The 17,597-nt window shown below is 55.8% G+C and carries 17 protein-coding genes; 8 read left to right on the top strand and 9 right to left on the bottom strand.

What is annotated here, in order from left to right:
* Positions 1 to 50: 50 nt before the first annotated feature.
* The 6 genes from wzz(fepE) to P349_RS07240 form a co-directional block, all read right to left on the bottom strand.
* A complete protein-coding gene (gene wzz(fepE) / locus P349_RS07215) occupies positions 51 to 1,175 on the bottom strand; it encodes an LPS O-antigen length regulator Wzz(fepE) (protein WP_032648152.1) in 1,125 nt (374 codons plus the stop codon).
* A gap of 215 nt (positions 1,176 to 1,390) precedes the next feature.
* A complete protein-coding gene (araE, locus tag P349_RS07220) occupies positions 1,391 to 2,806 on the bottom strand; it encodes an arabinose-proton symporter AraE (protein WP_032648154.1) in 1,416 nt (471 codons plus the stop codon).
* 312 nt (positions 2,807 to 3,118) lie between these two features.
* Complete coding sequence (gene kduD, locus P349_RS07225) at positions 3,119 to 3,880, bottom strand: 2-dehydro-3-deoxy-D-gluconate 5-dehydrogenase KduD (protein ID WP_032648156.1); 762 nt, start codon at positions 3,878 to 3,880, stop codon at positions 3,119 to 3,121.
* 63 nt (positions 3,881 to 3,943) lie between these two features.
* Positions 3,944 to 4,780, bottom strand: a complete 837-nt coding sequence (gene kduI / locus P349_RS07230) for a 5-dehydro-4-deoxy-D-glucuronate isomerase (protein WP_032648157.1) — start codon at positions 4,778 to 4,780, stop codon at positions 3,944 to 3,946.
* A 235-nt stretch (positions 4,781 to 5,015) separates the two neighbouring features.
* Positions 5,016 to 6,194: an acetyl-CoA C-acetyltransferase gene (locus P349_RS07235; RefSeq protein WP_024909316.1), complete on the bottom strand. Its 1,179-nt coding sequence runs from the start codon at positions 6,192 to 6,194 to the stop codon at positions 5,016 to 5,018.
* Positions 6,195 to 6,287: 93 nt separating this feature from the next.
* Positions 6,288 to 7,154, bottom strand: coding sequence for a LysR family transcriptional regulator (locus tag P349_RS07240; protein ID WP_032648159.1), 867 nt, complete (start codon positions 7,152 to 7,154; stop codon positions 6,288 to 6,290).
* A 105-nt stretch (positions 7,155 to 7,259) separates the two neighbouring features.
* On the opposite strand from P349_RS07240, the gene P349_RS07245 reads away from it, so the two are divergent.
* Both P349_RS07245 and P349_RS07250 read left to right on the top strand, forming a co-directional pair.
* Complete coding sequence (locus P349_RS07245) at positions 7,260 to 7,721, top strand: multidrug/biocide efflux PACE transporter (protein ID WP_024909318.1); 462 nt, start codon at positions 7,260 to 7,262, stop codon at positions 7,719 to 7,721.
* Between the two features lie 119 nt (positions 7,722 to 7,840).
* A complete protein-coding gene (locus tag P349_RS07250) occupies positions 7,841 to 9,070 on the top strand; it encodes an amino acid permease (protein WP_032648161.1) in 1,230 nt (409 codons plus the stop codon).
* 55 nt (positions 9,071 to 9,125) lie between these two features.
* Here the strand turns inward: P349_RS07250 and P349_RS07255 are convergent, their stop codons facing one another.
* Complete coding sequence (locus tag P349_RS07255) at positions 9,126 to 9,578, bottom strand: Lrp/AsnC family transcriptional regulator (protein WP_029742214.1); 453 nt, start codon at positions 9,576 to 9,578, stop codon at positions 9,126 to 9,128.
* A 115-nt stretch (positions 9,579 to 9,693) separates the two neighbouring features.
* Here P349_RS07255 and P349_RS07260 point away from each other — a divergent pair, with 115 nt between their 5' ends.
* Positions 9,694 to 10,305 (top strand): LysE family translocator, encoded by a 612-nt coding sequence (locus P349_RS07260; RefSeq protein WP_032648163.1) that lies wholly within the window; start codon positions 9,694 to 9,696, stop codon positions 10,303 to 10,305.
* A gap of 27 nt (positions 10,306 to 10,332) precedes the next feature.
* Here the strand turns inward: P349_RS07260 and P349_RS07265 are convergent, their stop codons facing one another.
* Both P349_RS07265 and yjdI read right to left on the bottom strand, forming a co-directional pair.
* Positions 10,333 to 10,605 carry a GNAT family N-acetyltransferase gene (locus tag P349_RS07265; protein WP_008499687.1) on the bottom strand — a complete coding sequence of 91 codons (273 nt, stop codon included), beginning with the start codon at positions 10,603 to 10,605 and terminating at the stop codon, positions 10,333 to 10,335.
* 10 nt (positions 10,606 to 10,615) lie between these two features.
* On the bottom strand, positions 10,616 to 10,846 hold the full coding sequence (gene yjdI / locus P349_RS07270; RefSeq protein WP_008499689.1) for a 4Fe-4S mono-cluster protein YjdI: 231 nt from the start codon (positions 10,844 to 10,846) through the stop codon (positions 10,616 to 10,618).
* A 249-nt stretch (positions 10,847 to 11,095) separates the two neighbouring features.
* On the opposite strand from yjdI, the gene P349_RS07275 reads away from it, so the two are divergent.
* The 5 genes from P349_RS07275 to P349_RS07295 all read left to right on the top strand — a co-directional run bounded on the left by P349_RS07275 (position 11,096) and on the right by P349_RS07295 (position 17,585).
* Positions 11,096 to 12,736 (top strand): ATP-binding protein, encoded by a 1,641-nt coding sequence (locus tag P349_RS07275; RefSeq protein ID WP_032648167.1) that lies wholly within the window; start codon positions 11,096 to 11,098, stop codon positions 12,734 to 12,736.
* Positions 12,720 to 13,415 (top strand): response regulator, encoded by a 696-nt coding sequence (locus P349_RS07280; RefSeq protein WP_032648187.1) that lies wholly within the window; start codon positions 12,720 to 12,722, stop codon positions 13,413 to 13,415. Before P349_RS07275 ends, P349_RS07280 begins: the two co-directional genes overlap by 17 nt.
* A gap of 168 nt (positions 13,416 to 13,583) precedes the next feature.
* Positions 13,584 to 14,672, top strand: coding sequence for an ABC transporter substrate-binding protein (locus tag P349_RS07285; RefSeq protein ID WP_032648169.1), 1,089 nt, complete (start codon positions 13,584 to 13,586; stop codon positions 14,670 to 14,672).
* 80 nt (positions 14,673 to 14,752) lie between these two features.
* Complete coding sequence (locus P349_RS07290; protein WP_023294491.1) at positions 14,753 to 16,522, top strand: ABC transporter permease; 1,770 nt, start codon at positions 14,753 to 14,755, stop codon at positions 16,520 to 16,522.
* Positions 16,515 to 17,585, top strand: a complete 1,071-nt coding sequence (locus tag P349_RS07295) for an ABC transporter ATP-binding protein (protein WP_032648170.1) — start codon at positions 16,515 to 16,517, stop codon at positions 17,583 to 17,585. The genes P349_RS07290 and P349_RS07295 overlap by 8 nt, the downstream gene beginning before the upstream one ends.
* Positions 17,586 to 17,597: the final 12 nt, after the last annotated feature.

Genomic DNA, 17,597 nt, shown 5'->3' with positions numbered 1-17,597 from the left:
ATGCCAATAAAAAAAGGCGCTCAATTTAGCGCCTTTTTAAACTGCAGGGTTTATTCCATCACCGGCTCGGGGAGTGGATTACGGGTGAGCATCGCCTCGCGCAGTAAAACGATACCGCAGGCAAACAGGCCCCCCAGGAGCGCCGCCAGAACAACAATCAGAGCCTTGCCCGGGCCATCCTTTTTCACCGGCATGGAAGGAGTGAGCTGGTACCGGAATGGCTCAAGTTTAACATCGGCAAAGGAGAGCTTTTTCAGCTGTGCCAGATAGTATTCCCGGTTCTGAAAGTCCGCATTCAGTTCAGTCACGTCCTTCAGATTTTTTTCAATCTTTAGTTTTTGCGCGATACCATCAGCACCGAGCGCAACGGAATAATCCGGGTCATCCTTTACGGCCTGCCCGTTGCTGTAGACCGGCTTCTTGATACCGGCGGCATTCGCCACTTCCAGGGAATAATTCAGTCGCTGCAGGTTGGTATTGTGAACATTGGTCAGACGAACACGATCCAGTTCCAGCTGCTGCTCAACAACGTTCGTTTTCAGGGCGATCTGGTTGCGGATATTCTGCACCGTCTCTTTTTCGACGATAGCCACGATGTAATTGATATACCCCTCCAAAACGGTTTGCGCATCGCCTGCTGTTGGCGCAGTGAAGCTCAATGTCCAGGAGACAAAAGGCACTTTATCCGCGCCTTTTCCCTGATCGTCATTCACCGCTTTCATTCTGTCTGAGATGTTGACTATCGCACGATGCAGATCGAGCGGATCCACCTCAACACCTTTAAGCTGCGATATCACATAAGGAGAGGATTTCATGTACTCTTCGAGCAATGACTGAGACTGAAACTTTTTAATAAAGAGATCAAAAATTTCTGGACGGGTAATTTTCACGTCCACGTCAAGCACCTGCAGCGCAACCAGCATCTGGCGCAGCGGGTTCCACTGCGACTGTTCTGCCGGGGTGATCACCGCTTTACTGGTCCATTTCTGCGGCAGTAAAAATGAAACGGCCAGCCCCACCAGCGCGAAAGCAAAGACGATGGCGACGATACGTTTTTTCGCCGCCAGAAGGACCTCAAAAAGTCCCAGAAGATCGATCTCTTTTGCGCTTACAGCCGGGCCGGCATAACGGGGAAAGTCGAGGTCCGTGCTTTTTTTGAAATCCATTTCTGACATAGTGATTCTTCTTTTTCCGGATGCAACGCATCTCTTAACATTGATGGCGGTGGTCCGATAATACATCAACATAAGAAAAATCCTAATGCCTGTTCCCTCTCTATGTCTACTCCCTACCAGAGTTAGTAGTGATCTTAGTCACATTATAATTGTGATTAAGCCACCTTTCCCTTTCCAGTTACGGCACGTATTAAAACCTTCGGACGGGCAAAAAATCATCCGCCGATGTTCCGCAGTTTCTCTCCAGCCATCAGCTTGCGCTCGATGTGTTCCAGCGTCACGCCTTTGGTTTCCGGGATCAGCCAGAACGTGACGCCAATAAATGCCACATTCAGTACCGTATAGAGCCAGAACGTTCCCGCTGCGCCAATCGCGTCCAGCAGCGTCAGGAACGTCGCGCCGATGATCATGTTCGATACCCAGTTGGTTGTCGTGGAACAGGTGATGCCAAAGTCACGGCATTTGAGCGGCTGAATTTCGGAGCACAGGATCCACACCACGGGCGCAGCGCTCATCGCGTAGCCAGCGATGCACATCATGGTCATCCCGACAGAAAGCCAGGAAAGTCCGCTTGACGCCGTGCCGTTATCAAACTGCATCAGGCAGTAACCGAGGATCAGCGTGCCGAGCGCCATCACGCTAAAGCCAATCTTCAGCGCAGGTTTACGGCCGGCTTTGTCCACGGTGAATACGGCAATAAAGGTGGCGAACATGAAGGTCAGCCCGACCACCAGGGTGGCGATCATCTGCTGTTCCGTGGTGGTGAACCCGGCCATTTTAAAAATACGCGGCGCGTAGTACATGATGATGTTCATGCCGGTGAACTGCTGCATCGCCTGCAGCAACATGCCGAGGAAGACCGCCCGGCGCACGTTGTGGTTGATCTTAAATAGCGCCCAGCCACCCTGCTTCAGCTTCAGGCTTTCGCGGATCTCGTTCAGCTCTTCCCGCGCTTTCTCCGAGGTATCGCGCAGCATGCGCAGGACCTCTTCTGCCTCCACATGGCGCCCTTTTTGCGCCAGCCAGCGCGGACTGTTTGGCAGGAAAACCACCAGGACGATCAGCACCAGCGCCGGTAAGGCCAGCACCCCCAGCATCGCGCGCCAGTTGCCGCTGTAGCTGAAGTAGGTGTCAGACAGGAACGCCAGCACAATACCCAGCGTGACCATCAGTTGATACATGCTGATCATCTTGCCGCGCACGTTCTCACTCGCCATTTCGGAGAGATAAAGCGGCGCGGTGTAGGAGGCTATCCCCACCGCCACGCCCAGCAGCACGCGGGAAAGCAGCAGCACTTCTACGTTTGTCGCAAACGCGGAGCCGATCGAACCCGCGACGAACAGGATCGCCCCGACCATCAGGCTGTATTTGCGCCCCAGGCGGAACGATAGCCAGCCGTTAAACAGCGCCCCGATGGCCGCGCCGAGCATCATGCTGCTCACCACCCACTCCTGCAGACGGTTACTGAGGGTAAAGTGATCGGTAATAAACGGCAGCGCTCCGGCAATGACGCCGATATCCAGTCCAAATAACAGGCCCGCCACGGCGGCGGCAATAGAGACAAACTGGTTCATGCGCCGGGTATCACGCAGCGCAGCGGGCATTAGGTTAGAGTCATTGATAGATGTCATATTTTTCCTGCCTCAACAGCAAAATTCGTTAACTGAAATTACGAGAAAGCGAGGAAAAGTGTCAGGCGGGAATTCGTGAAGATATGGATTATTTCGCTATGGCATAGCGATCTGTGATGGACATTACAATTTCAACTAATGCTGAAATAACCACGTTTATTATTAATTACCTAATATTTAAGCAATAAAAATGTGATATACGTCATTTGTGAATTCTCAGTATGGATTTTTCATCTTATGTCATATGGATAATGGCAATTTTTAGCCAAAAAAACCTCCACCCGAGGGCAGAGGTTCGTCATGCAGGTGGAATTAACGTGCCAGCCAGCCGCCATCGACCGCCACGGTGTAGCCGTTGATGTAATCCGATGCCGACGAGGCCAGAAAGACCACCGGCCCCATCAGATCGCGCGGAAGACCCCAGCGCCCCGCCGGAATACGGTCGAGGATTTCCGCGCTACGCTGCTCGTCTGCACGCAGCTGCTGCGTGTTGTTGGTCGCCATGTAGCCCGGCGCAATCGCATTCACATTGATGTTGTGTTTCGCCCACTCGTTTGCCAGAAGGCGGGTCACGCCCATCACGGCGCTTTTGGACGCGGTGTAAGACGGCACGCGGATGCCGCCCTGGAACGAGAGCATGGAGGCAATATTCACGATCTTGCCGCCGTTCCCCTGCGCGATAAAGTGCTTTGCCGCCGCCTGGGACATGAAAAATACGCTCTTGATGTTCAAATCCATCACGTCATCCCAGTCGCGCTCGCTGAAGTTGATCGCATCTTCGCGGCGAATCAGCCCGGCATTGTTGACCAGAATGTCGATATGACCGAATTCCGCCACCGCGCGATCCAGCAGTTCAGGAATGGCATCGATTTTACGCAGGTCGGCGGTCAGGCTCAGGAAACGGCGGCCCAGCGCCGTCACGCGCTCGAGGGTTTCAGTCGGTTCAACGATATTAATTCCGACGATATCGCAGCCCGCTTCCGCCAGGCCTAGCGCCATCCCCTGCCCCAGCCCGGTGTCACAGCCGGAAACCACAGCCACTTTCCCCTGCAGAGAGAATGCATCCAGAATCATGTTTATTCCTTACTCTTTCAGAGCCTGTCACTCACAGGCAGGTTTATGCTTCACTGCCCGCGACTAGCGCAAATCGCTGACCGCAACATGGTCCATATCATCGAAGACCTGATTTTCGCCCACCATTCCCCAGATAAAGGTGTAGGCTTTCGTCCCTACGCCGGAGTGAATAGACCAGCTCGGTGAAATCACCGCCTGCTCGTTGTGCATCACGATATGGCGCGTTTCCTGCGGCTGTCCCATCATGTGGAACACGCAGGCGTCATCCTCCATGTTGAAGTAGAAGTAGACCTCCATTCGGCGCTCGTGGGTATGGCACGGCATGGTGTTCCACAGGTTACCTGGCGCAAGCTCGGTCAATCCCATGCTGAGCTGGCAGGTCTCCAGCACGTCCGGCACGAAGTATTTATTGATGGTGCGGCGGTTGCTGGTGAGGTTGTCGCCCAGCGTCACGGGTGCGACGTCTGCCGGGGTCACTTTTTTGGTTGGACAGGTGGTGTGAGCCGGCGCGCAGTTGTAGTAAAACTTCGCAGGCTTGCTGGCGTCGATGCTGGCAAAGACCACGTCTTTCGCCCCTTTCCCCACGTACAGCGCCTCGCGATGGCCAATCTCATAGCACTGTCCGTCTACGGTGATGGTGCCCGGCCCGCCGATGTTGATCACCCCCAGCTCGCGACGCTCGAGGAAATAGCTCACGCCCAGCTGTTTACCGACCTCGCCGCCCACGGAGACGGTTTTCGTGACGGGCATAATGCCGCCCACAATAATACGGTCGATATGGCTGTAAACCATGGTGTACCTGTCGGCCTCGAATATCTGCTCGACTAAAAATGCCTTGCGCAGCCCCTGAGTATCCAGCGTTTTGGCGTGCGCGCTGTGGATGCTTTCTCTGACGTCCACGGTAACCTCCAGATGTGGTCATGCCCGAAGGCGGAAATAAACGAAACAGCGTTCCGTTTTTCATATTGAACACATACTATCGGCATAAAGCGGGCTTTTCAATTATATTTAAAACAACGTTTCATTTTTATTTTTGTTTATGACGAAAATGATGTTCGGATCACAATTAAACCGTCGGGAGAAAAAGGGCGCGAAAAAAAACCTCCCGGAGGAGGTCATTTTCAATAAGGAGAAGTTAGCGTTCGATGGCCAGTGCCACCCCTTGCCCGCCGCCTATACAGAGCGTGGCAATCCCTTTGCGGGCATTGCGCTTTTTCATTTCGTGGACCAGCGAAACCAGGATCCGGCAGCCGGACGCCCCGATCGGGTGCCCCAGCGCGATCGCCCCACCGTTCACGTTAACCCGCAGGGGATCCCACTCCAGCATTTTTCCGACGGAGATCGCCTGCGCGGCGTAGGCTTCGTTCACTTCGATCAGATCCACATCCGAAAGCTGCCACCCGGCACGCTCCAGACAGCGGCGGGTCGCGTAGACCGGTGCGATCCCCATTAACGCAGGATCAACCCCCACGCTGGCGAACGCCTTAATGCGGGCCAGCACGGGAAGATCAAGTTCGAGGGCTTTGCTTTCGCTCATCATCATGACGGCGGCAGCGCCGTCGTTAATGGAAGAGGCATTTCCCGCCGTCACCGAGCCCTGCATTTCAAACGCAGGATTCAGCCTCGCCAGCCCTTCAGCACTGGCGTCGGTGCGCGGCTGTTCATCGGTATCCACGACAATAAACTCACCGCTCTGACGCTGCGTGCTGACAGGGACAATTTCGTCGCGAAAACGACCGGAATCAATCGCCGCACGCGCTTTTTGCTGCGAGCTTAGCGCATAGGCATCCTGCACCTCACGGCTGATGCCGTATTCGCGCGCCAGGTTTTCCGCCGTCACGCCCATATGATAGTCATTGAACGCATCCCACAGCCCGTCATGCACCAGGCTGTCGAGCAGCTGACTGTTGCCCAACTGTGCGCCGGTACGGCTGTCGGTCAACACGTGCGGCGCGCGGCTCATATTCTCCTGCCCGCCCGCAATGATCACGTCCGCTTCACCACACTGAATGGCCTGCGTCGCGAGATGCAGCGCTTTTAATCCTGAACCACAGACGTCGTTAATGGTGATGGCGGAGACGGTATTGGGCAGCCCGCCCTTCAGCGCCGCCTGACGCGCAGGGTTTTGCCCGGCACCGGCCGTGAGGACCTGTCCCAGGATCACCTCATCAACTTCATGTGCTGCGATCCCGCTACGTTCCACCAGCGCTTTCACCACCACGCTCCCCAGGTCAACCGCCGAGTGACGCGCAAGCGCTCCCTGAAAACAGCCGATAGCTGTACGCAACGCACCCACTATTACGACATCTTTCATCACGACCTCTGTGTTAAATGACATGACGATAGTAGAGGATTGTTACTGGCAATTATCTTAATTGTTTAAAAATAGTGAGTTTAATCACAAGGATCAGCGCGCATCCTGCAGATACTGCCGCAGCCAGCTTCCGGCTACGCCGGGAGGAGATCGCTTATTCCACAGCAGATCGATGCCGATCGCCCGCGGCCAGCCGGGAACATTAAGCTGTACCAGGGATTTCGCGGCGGCAAACTCATCCACCAGCGCGCACGGCAAGACGCACCAGCCAAATCCCTGAACTGCCATACTCAAGAGTAACAGGTAATTCGGGGCTGACCAGACGGGCCCGCGCGCGATCTCAGCCTCGCGCTCAAGATAGGTGCTCAGCCGCAGCTCTCGCCAGCCGTGGAGCTCGTCACGCTGAACGTCATGTTGTCCGGCCAGCGGATGCGTGGTCGCGACATAGATCGCCATGCGGGTCTGCATCGGCAGCCGGATGGCGCCGATATCCGTAGGATAACCGTCTCGCGCTTCGGTGAGGCCAACCTGCGCTCGCTCCTTTTGCAGCAGATCGATCACGTCCTCCTCCTCGCCAATCAGACATTCGAATTCCGTATGGGGAAAGCGCGCGTCAAACTGTTTCATCATCTCTTCCAGCACGTCCGGGTTAAGGGTATCGGAAAGGACAAACGTCAGACGCGCCTCCGTTTGCGCCGTTAACGACACCGCCAGCTCATCCAGCCGCGTGCTGGCGGCCAGGATGGCCTGCACGTAGCCCAGCACCTGTTCCCCTTGGGCCGTTAACACCGGCTGGCGCGCCGAGCGGTCAAACAGCTCGAAACCGAGATCGGCTTCAAGATTGGCAATGGACGTGCTGATCGTCGACTGGCTTTTACGCAGCCGGCGGGCAGCCGCAGAAAAAGAGCCCGCCGCAACGGTCTCGACAAATGCATTAAGGGCTTCGGGTGAATAGCGCATAACCTATCTGTTTTAGCGATGGATACTATCTTTAATATATCAGCTTTAGCGATGAAAATAGGCCGCATCAACGCCCATACCGGCGAATTAATGAGGTCTGTGATTATGCAACATCAGGATGCACTCCAACGTAAACTGCCGGAGCGGATCTTTCATGCTGTCTGTTTTGAAGGGATTGCGACGGCGATCCTCGCCCCTACGGCGGCGTGGCTCATGCAGCGTTCCGTTGTGGAGATGGGTGGGTTGACCATTATTCTGGCCACCACCGCCATGCTGTGGAACATTATTTATAACTTCGGCTTCGACCGTTTCTGGCCGGTTCAGCGCGTCAAACGTACGGCAAAAGTGCGTGCGCTGCATGCGCTGGGGTTTGAATGCGGGTTTATTGTGATTGGCGTGTCGATTGTCGCCGCCGTGCTGGGCGTCACCCTGCTTCAGGCATTCACGCTGGAAATAGGTTTCTTCCTGTTCTTCCTGCCGTACACCATGTTCTACAACTGGGCATACGATTGCCTTCGCGATAAATTTCTTAAGCGTCGCCAGCAACGGCGCGCCCTGGCAGGCTAAACCACCTCTGGCCGGACGCCCGTTCCGGCCAAACTCCTTCGAAGCAACTGCGCTCTCCGTGCATAACTATGGTAAATTGCACTCCATTCCGATGGTTTGATAGTTGATACGTTGCTCTAATGTCGAAAATTTGGTCAAAAGATGAGACTCTCTGGAGTTTCGCTCTCTACGGCACGGCCGTGGGCGCAGGAACGCTGTTTTTGCCCATTCAGTTGGGCTCAGCAGGCGCTATCGTCCTGTTTATTACTGCCCTCGTGGCCTACCCCTTAACCTACTGGCCGCACCGGGCGCTGGCGCAATTTATCCTGTCGTCCAAAACAAAAGGCAACGAAGGGATCACCGGCGCCGTGTCGCACTACTACGGCAGGAAGATTGGCAATCTGATCACCACGCTCTATTTCATCGCCTTCTTTGTGGTGGTGCAGATTTATGCGGTGGCCATCACCAACTCACTCACGGAACAGCTGGCAAAACACCTGACGGTGGATACCGCCGTTCGCGTGCTGGTCAGCCTGGGGGTGGTGCTGGTCCTGAATCTGATCTTCCTGATGGGACGGCATATCACGATAAAAGTGATGGGCTTCCTGGTGTTTCCGCTGATTGCCTACTTCCTGTTTGTCTCGCTCTATCTGATCGGCAGCTGGCAGCCCTCGCTGCTGACCAGCCAGATGGCCGTCGATCGCCATACGCTGCACCAGGTCTGGATTTCGATTCCGGTGATGGTGTTTGCGTTCAGCCATACCCCGATTATCTCCACATTTGCCGTTGACCGTCGCGAGAAATTTGCCGACGGCGCAATGGATAAATGCAAGAAAATCATGAAGGTGGCGTATCTGATTATCTGCCTGAGCGTGCTGTTCTTTGTCTTCAGCTGCCTGCTCTCTATTCCGCCGTCGTACATTGTGACCGCCAAAGAGCAAGGGGTGACGATCCTGTCCGCGCTATCGATGATGCCTTCTTCACCGGCGTGGCTGGGAATTTCCGGGATTATCGTGGCGATTATTGCGATGTCGAAATCGTTCCTCGGCACCTATTTTGGGGTGATTGAAGGGGCGACGGAGATCGTGAAGTCGTCGCTCCATCAGGTGGGCGTGAAAAAGAGCCGCGCCTTTAACCGCGCGATATCCATTATGGGGGTGTCGTTAATCACCTTTGCCGTCTGCTGCATTAACCCGAACGCCATTTCGATGATTTACGCCATCAGCGGCCCGCTTATCGCCATGATCCTGTTTATCATGCCGACGCTGTCGACGTATCTGATCCCCTCCCTGAAACAGTACCGTTCCATTGGCAACCTGCTGACGCTGATCGTCGGGGTGCTGTGCGTATCGGTGATGTTTGTAGGCTAATCCCTTTTCCTGCCCGGCGCTCTGCCGGGCAGGCCATTAAGTTTTGGCCTGCTGCTTACAGCGGAAAAGGCCTGTCCTGCACCACCGTTTTCATCACCAGCGTAGAGCGAAGATGCTGCACGCCAGGCATGGCGGAAAGCTTCTCGTCATAGAGCTTCTGGAAAGCGGAGAGGTCGCGGGTCACGACGTGCATCAGATAATCGGGATCGCCAAACAGACGCTGCGCCAGCACGATCTGCGGAATTTCCTCCACCGCCGCTTCAAACGCGCTAACCGCCTTTCGGTCCCCCTCTTTCAGCGTCGCAAAGACGATCGCCAGGAAGTTAAACCCCATTTTAGCCGGATCCAGGCTGGCACGGTATCCCGTTATGGCCCCGCTTTGCTCCAGCGCCCGCACGCGTCGATGGCACGGCGAGAGGCTCAGATTCACTCTTTCAGCCAGCTCGGTAAGGGATAAGCGGCCATCTGACTGTAGCTCAGCAAGAATTTTTCGATCGATGCTATCCATGTGGAAGATTTTCTCAATTTCACCGTGTTATGAGCATAACATTGAAAGCCTATTTCGCAGGGTTAACGATATTCTTTTTCGCAACGTTTGACGCACTGCGGGAGTTTTCAGGACGATGGAAATGAGTATTGTGGCCGGCTTTTGGGTGGTTTCTTTTCTGCTTATCATGACCCCGGGGGCCGACTGGGCCTACGCCATTAGCGCCGGGATCAACGGCCGCCGCGTGGTACCGGCGGTTATGGGGCTGATGTCCGGGCATCTGCTAGCCACGTTGATTGTGGTGGCAGGCGTGGGGGTACTGATTGCTCAACATCCGCTGGCGTTAGCCGGGCTGACCGTGGCGGGAGCGCTGTATCTCCTGTGGCTTGGCATAACGTTGCTGCGTCACCCGGCCGCACCGGAAAAGACCACCCAACACGCGGGAAACTGGCGACAGTGGGCGGTGAAAGGGCTCTGCATTAGCGGCCTAAACCCGAAGGTTTTTTTGCTGTTCCTGGCCCTGCTCCCGCAGTTTACAGACCCGACCGGAAGCTGGTCGATAGCGATGCAGATGTCTGCGCTTGGGATCATGCACCTTATCACCTGTACGCTGGTCTATCTGCTGGTGGGGTATGGTTCGAAAGCGGTGCTGGCGACCCGACCACAGGCGGCGCGTCTGGTGAGCAGGGCATCGGGAGGGTTGATGGTGCTGATAGCGCTGGTATTGCTGTATGAGCAGGTGAGATAAAAAAACACCGGCCATCGCCGGTGTTATTTACGCCCGAATATCGTCATATTCTCGCGTTTTATCAAACTCATGCTTCGCGAACGGGCACAGCGGAATAATTTTGCGGTTCTCACCGCGCATCTTCTCCACCACTTTCGCCACCAGCTGTTTACCGACCCCCTGCCCTTTCAGGCTCTCATCCACATCGGTATGCTCAATGATGCTTAGGTGCTCGCCGGTCGGCACGAAGACAATCTCCGCGACCTGATTGCCGTTCGCATCATTCACGTAAAACTTGTTATGGCCTTCCAGAATATCCATGGTTCCTCGCTTATTTTTGGCGATACTTCAGCGCACCGCTCGGGCAGGTATCAATTACGCGGACAACCGTTTCAACGTCCACTTCATCGGGAATAATCCACGGTTTACGTTTCAGATTAAACAGCTTTGCGCTGCCGCGCACGCAGTTACCGGAGTGTTTGCAGATCCCGGTGTTGAAGTAAACGTCAATTTTCTCGCCGGTATAGGCCCGGTAACCCGCATCCAGTAGTTCTTTATCCATGACATTGCCTCTGTAATTATTATCGTGCTGAATGAAGCATAGCCTTACGGGATCCTGATGGCTATATACCCGTCATACTTCAAGCTGCAGGACAAAACGGCAAGCCGTTTTGTCCTGCAACTCGAATTATTTAGGGTATACGCCGAAAACGAAAAGCCAGGTCACAACTCTTTTCTCGCCAGATTGCGTCCACTACTGGCGCATGTCAGGCTCGGCAAATGTCACTTTTACATAACTTCCGCAGGTTGAATGAAACGCAGACTCTCTTTTCAGGTAAAGCTGTTTTTAGCGCTGGTGTGCTTCTCCTGCCTGCTGTTAGTTCTGCTGGGAACAATCCTGTTTCATTTTATTGACCGACAGCTCCATCACGATCTCGGCCAGCGCGCCCGGGTTCAGGCCAGCCAGATCGCGCTGATGCCGGGTCTGGCGGCAATGGTTGTGGCCAGAGATATCCCCGGTATCGCCCGGTTAATTCAGCCGCTGCGCGCCGAAAGCGATGCCAGCTACATTGTGATTGGCGATACCGAGGAACAGCACCTCTATCATTCGGAATCCCCGGAGCGTATTAATTTACCGATGATCGGCGGGGATAATGCGGAGGTGTTAAAGGGTAAAACCATTATTTCCGTGCGTCAGGGTGGGATTGGCGTGTCGCTACGCAGCAAAGCCCCCATCTTCAATGCGCAGCATCAGGTGATCGGTATTGTCTCGGTCGGCTATCTGACATCCTATATTGCCAATATTAATGCCCGCATTCTCTGGCAGTCCGGGCTGTACGGCGCGGGTCTTCTTCTGCTGCTGTTTATGTTCTCCTGGCTGTTTACCCGCAATCTCAAAAAACAGATGTTCCGACTGGAGCCGAAAGATATCGCTCAGCTGGTTTTGCAGCAGCGCGCGCTATTAGAAGCCATGTATGAGGGGGTATTTGCCGTCAATGAAGAGAAGCAGTTGATTTTAATTAACCGCGCCGCACGAGAAATGCTGGATATCCGGCAAAGTGAGAAAGAACTTATCGGCAAACCGCTGGAAGACGTTCTGCAGACGTCACCGGGTTTTTTATCTCAGCGCTACGCCTCGGTGAGCAGCGGCCGCCACGATCAGATTGCCGTTCTTAACCAGCGCGAGGTGATCGTCAACCGCGTGGCGATTGAGGTCGAACCCGGCGTTGAAAGCGGCTGGGTCTACAGCTTTCGCGACAAAAATGACATCAACACCCTCAGCAGCCAGCTCAGTCAGATCAAGCGCTATGCGGATAACCTGCGCATTATGCGCCACGAGCAGCTGAACTGGACTGCCACACTGGTGGGATTACTGCAGATGAAACACTATGACGAGGCGATCCGTTACATCCAGGTACAGTCCGAAGGCGCGCAGCGCGTGCTGGATTTTGTCTCCGCTCGCTTTTCCTCTCCTGCACTGTGTGGGCTGCTGCTCGGGAAATACGTCAGCGCGCGCGAGAAAGGGATCGAGCTGCTGTTTGACCCCGCCTGCCAGCTCACCCGTATGCCTGCCACGCTCAACGAAACGGAGCTGATGTCGGTTATTGGTAATCTGCTGGATAACGCGGTGGACGCAACCCTTAAAGCACCGGTCCCCGCGCCGGTGGAGCTCTACATTTCTGACCGTAACCAGGAGCTGCTGATCGAGGTGGCTGACCGGGGCTGCGGGGTGGAGGATGCGATGAAGCCGCATATCTTCCGCCAGGGGTTCAGCAGCAAACCGGACAGCGAAAACGACATTGTGGGCACCGAGCACGGTATTGGCCTGTTTCTGGTGGCAGGATATATCGACAAGGCTGGCGGCAGTATTGAGATTGCCGACAACACGCCGCAGGGTACTATTTTTTCTGTGTTTATTCCGAATGGGCAAAAGCATGACCCGAGCACTTGATGTTGTGATCGTTGAAGATGAGCCGCACCTGGCGGAGCTGCATCGCGAGTATATCGAGCAGAATTTTCATTTGCGCGTGGTGGGCATCGCCGCGTCGATTGAGCAGGCATGCAGCCTGATTCGTCAGCATCAGCCGCGGCTTATCCTGCTGGACAACTATCTTCCTGACGGCAAAGGCGTGGAGCTCATCGATAACCCGCTGCTGAAAAGCTACGAATGCTCGGTGATCTTCATCACCGCTGCCAGCGATATGCAAACCTGCAGCCACGCCATGCGCAGCGGTGCGTTTGATTACCTCATCAAGCCCGTCTTTTTCCAGCGCCTGCACGCCTCGCTGGAGCGGTTTATGCGCTTCATCCACACCATGCAGCAGGTGAAGGTGGTCGACCAGCATGCGCTGGATCGCCTGTTTCATCTGCCTGCCGCTGAAGCCTCCGTTACGCCGTCCACAAAGGGCATTGAGCCCCAGACGCTGGAGCGGATTAAACGCCTGTTCGCCGAGCATCCCGACAGTGCGATGTCGGTTGAGGAGGTGGTGGAAAACGTGGGGATCAGCAAAACCACGGGGCGCCGCTATCTTGAATACTGCGTGGAGAGCGGGTTAATCAGCGTTGAAATGCTGTACGGCAATATTGGTCATCCTCGCCGGTTATACCGCAAAGCTCCCGATAAACCGTAATCAGCAACCGTTCGTTGGCTAACGTTCGCGGATTTTATGGTGTTAATTGCTGAAACGACGGCGACAATCACACTTCGGAATCATTGCCCTCGCCTCCCTATTGTCGGAGGCTCGCTTTACGCTATGTTGACAATTAGTTCCTCAAATGTAACTAAAAGGTTAACTATAATGTCGAACACGTTCCGAATTTCTCTGCTTACCGCTACTGTACTGTTCTCTGCTTCTGCACTGTCTGCCCTGCCGCAGGGCTATCCTGCTGAGTATCAAAAAGTGGTTGATGCCGCCACGAAAGAGGGCAAGGTTGTCATCTATTCCACCACCGACATCAAAGCCGCCGGACCGCTGATCCAGGGCTTCGAAAAAACCTACCCGGGCATTAAAGTCGAATACAACGACATGAACAGCACCGAGCTGTACAACCGTTTCATCAGCGAACAGGCTTCCGGCGGCGTGAGCGGCGACGTGGTCTGGAGCTCCTCGATGGACACCGGCCTGAAGCTCGCCACCGACTACGCCATGGAGTATAAATCTCCGGAGCAAAGCCAGCTGCCGAAATGGGCGGTCTGGAAAGATAAGGCCTACGGCACCACCTATGAGCCGGTGGTCTTTATCTACAACAAGCGTCTGATCCCGACCGGCGACGTGCCGGATTCTCACGCCGCGCTGGCGAAGCTGATTGCCAGCCAGACGGACAAATTCAAGAACAAAGTCACCACCTATGACATCGAAAAATCGGGTCTGGGCTTTATGCTCTCGGTGCAGGATCACAACGCCGATCCAAACTACTTTAAGACCCTGGCCGACGTCGCCAAAGGGGGCCTGTCGGTACAGTCGTCTACCGGCACCATGATGGAGCGCGTCTCCTCCGGTGAAAACCTGATTGGCTTCAATATCCTCGGTTCCTATGCGGAAGCACGTGCGAAGAACGATCCGTCGCTCGGCATTGCCTATCCAAAAGATTACACCCTGGTGCTGTCGCGCGTGTCGTTCATCAGCCAGCAGGCGCAAAACGGCAACGCTGCGAAACTGTGGCTGGACTACGTGCTGTCTGAACAAGGGCAAAACATTCTGGCCAATCAGGCGGACATCCCCTCCATTCGTAACGATATCGAAGGCAAGAACGATATCGACGGCCTGACAAAAATCCTCGGCAACGCGCTGAAGCCGATCCCGGTTGATGAAACCCTGCTGGAATACCTGCAGCCGAAAAAACGCCTCGAGTACATCAAAGAGTGGCGTACCGCCGCCGGTAAATAAGCGTCTGAGCGCGGCGCTGGCCGCCGCGTTTCCTTATCGACTGAGTTCATTTTTCTGGGCTGCAATACCAGGGATACTCCATGAATACATTACGCAGAAAGTGGCAAAGCCTGCCGCGAGGCATCGTCGTGCTGATAACCGCCCTGGTTATCTACACGCCGCTGTCGTTTATCGTGATACAGAGCTTCCTGTCCGCGCCGTTCTTTTCGCCGTCAAAAGAGTGGAGCTTTGAATCATTTGATTTTATTTTCACCGATCCTGATTTTTATAAGGCCCTGAAAAGCGGCTTTATTCTGGCTTTCGGGCTGGTCTTTATCTCTATCCCGCTGGGCGGCGTGCTGGCGTTTCTGATGGTGCGTACCGACCTGCCCGGTCGCCGACTGATTGAGCCGCTGATCCTGGTGCCGATTTTCGTTTCACCGATGGTGCTGGGCTTCGGCTACGTGGTGGCCGCCGGTCCGGTAGGCTTTCTCTCCCAGTGGGCAGAGGCGCTGATTGGCTTTGTGCCGTGGAACATCTACGACATGTCGAGCATTGTGGTCATCGCCGGCCTGACGCACGTCCCGCACGCCTATCTGTATATCTCGTCAGCGCTGCGCAGCGTGGGCTCCGACGTGGAAGAAGCCGCACGTACCGCGGGCGCGTCGCCCTGGCAGGTGATGACCTCCGTCAGCCTGCCGATGGTGCGCCCGTCTATTCTGTACGCCACTGTGCTGCTGTTCTTCCTGGGGCTGGAGGTGTTCGGCCTGATGCTGGTCCTCGGCGACCCGGAAGGCAACATGGTGCTGGCGACCTATCTCTATAAACTGACGAACAAGATGGGCACCCCGTCCTATAACCTGATGGCGGCGGTTGCCGTGGTGCTGATCTGCATCACCATCCCGCTGGTGATGCTCCAGCGTCGCCTGATGCGCACCGCCAACCGTTTCGTCACCATGAAGGGCAAGGCCTCGCAGGCACGCGCGCTGCCGCTGGGTAAATGGCGCTGGGTGGCTGGCGCGGTGATTGCCTTCTGGCTCACCGTCACCATTGGCGTTCCATTGCTCGGCGTGGTGCTGCGCGCGTTTATCTCCAACTGGGGCGTGGGCGTTTCGCTGTGGGACGAGCTTTCTCTGAACACCTTCCGCACCATCTGGGCGCAGCCCAACCTGCTGCGCGCCATCGTCAACTCCATGGCGATTGGCGTCATTGGCGGCGCGCTGGCCGTGGTGTGCTACCTGTTTGTCGGCATTGCCATGCACCGCAAGCCGGATAACACCACGCGTTTCCTGGACTACAGCGTGCTGGTGCCGCGCGCCGTGCCTGGCCTGCTGGCGGGTCTGGCCTTCCTGTGGGTGTTCCTGTTCCTGCCGATGTGGCTGGATAACTCGCTGAAATCCGGCTGGCTTTCCGGATTCGCCTGGACCGACTGGATGCGCGAAAACGTCATCGTCTGGCTGCGTTCGCTGCGAAGCACCATTTTCAGCGTCTGGCTGGCCTATACCGTAGTGTGGATGGCTTACGGGCTGAGGCTCATCTCTTCCACGCTGCTGCAGGTAGGGCCGGAGCTTGAAGAGGCCGCGCGCAGCACCGGAGCGACGCGCGGGCAGATCACCCGCCACGTTACCATCCCGCTCTCCCGCTACGGCCTTATCGGTTCGTGGCTGCTGATGTTCCTGATCTTTGAGCGCGAATACTCAACGGGTGTGTATCTGCTTTCGCCCGGCACGGAGACCATCGGCTCGATGCTGGTTTCCCTCTGGGCCGCGGGTGCCATTGATATCGTGGCGGCGCTCTCTTTCATTAATATCCTGCTGGTCGTGGTAGGTCTGGGCATTGCCCTTCGTTTCGGAGTGAAAATACATGATTGAATTAGCGGTTGACGATCTGCACTTAACCTACGGCGACAATCCTGTTTTAAAAGGTGTCTCCATGAACCTGAAGCGCGGCGAAGTGGTCTCCCTGTTAGGCCCCTCCGGCAGCGGCAAAACCACCCTGCTCCGCGCCGTCGCGGGTCTGGAAAAACCGACCCAGGGCTCGATTGTGATTGGCAACAATAAAGTTTACGACGGCACGCCGCGCAGTGAGGTCCCGGCGGAAGAGCGTAACCTGGGGCTGGTATTTCAGTCCTATGCCCTGTGGCCGCACAAAACCGTGTTTGAGAACGTGGCCTATCCGCTCAAGCTGCGCAAAGTCCCGGCCAAAGAGATCCAGCAGCGCGTGCAGGACGTGCTGGACCAGCTTGGTCTGGGCCATCTTGGCAAACGTCACCCGCACCAGCTCTCCGGTGGGCAGCAGCAGCGCGTGGCGATTGGCCGGGCGCTGGTCTACAACCCGCCGGTGATTTTGCTGGACGAACCGCTCTCTAACCTCGACGCCAAGCTGCGCGAAGAGGCCCGCGTGTTCCTGCGCGAGCTGATTATCAAGCTCGGGCTATCCGCGCTGATGGTGACCCACGACCAGAACGAAGCGATGTCCATTTCCGACCGTATCCTGCTGCTGAACAACGGCAAGATCGAACAGCAAGGCACGCCGCAGGAGATGTACGGCTCGCCGAAAACGCTATTTACCGCCGAGTTTATGGGCAGCAACAACCGCCTGCACGGCAAGGTCACCGAAGTACGCGACGGCAAAGCGCGTATTGAAGGGAAAGGCTGGGTGCTGTGGGGCCAGGCCGGTGAAGGGGTGCAGAGCGGTAATGACGCCACGGCGGTGATCCGCGTCGAGCGCGTCGCGGTGGTCGAGGGACCAGGGGAAAATCAGCTTGAGCTGCCGCTGCTCACCAGCATGTATCTCGGCGACCGCTGGGAGTACCTGTTCCGCACGGTGGGGGATGATTTTGTGATCCGCGCGTATGGGCATGAGGTTCGGGATCCGCAGCACTGCCATCTTTCGCTGCCGGAGAAGCATGTTTGGGTGTTCCCGAAAGGGTGATGAGTCAATAAT

The sequence above is a fragment of the Enterobacter sp. DC4 genome (assembly GCF_000568095.1).
Taxonomy (GTDB): domain Bacteria; phylum Pseudomonadota; class Gammaproteobacteria; order Enterobacterales; family Enterobacteriaceae; genus Enterobacter; species Enterobacter pseudoroggenkampii.
The sequence above is the reverse complement of the archived record's forward strand: the minus strand, read 5'-3'. Positions and strand labels throughout refer to the sequence as shown.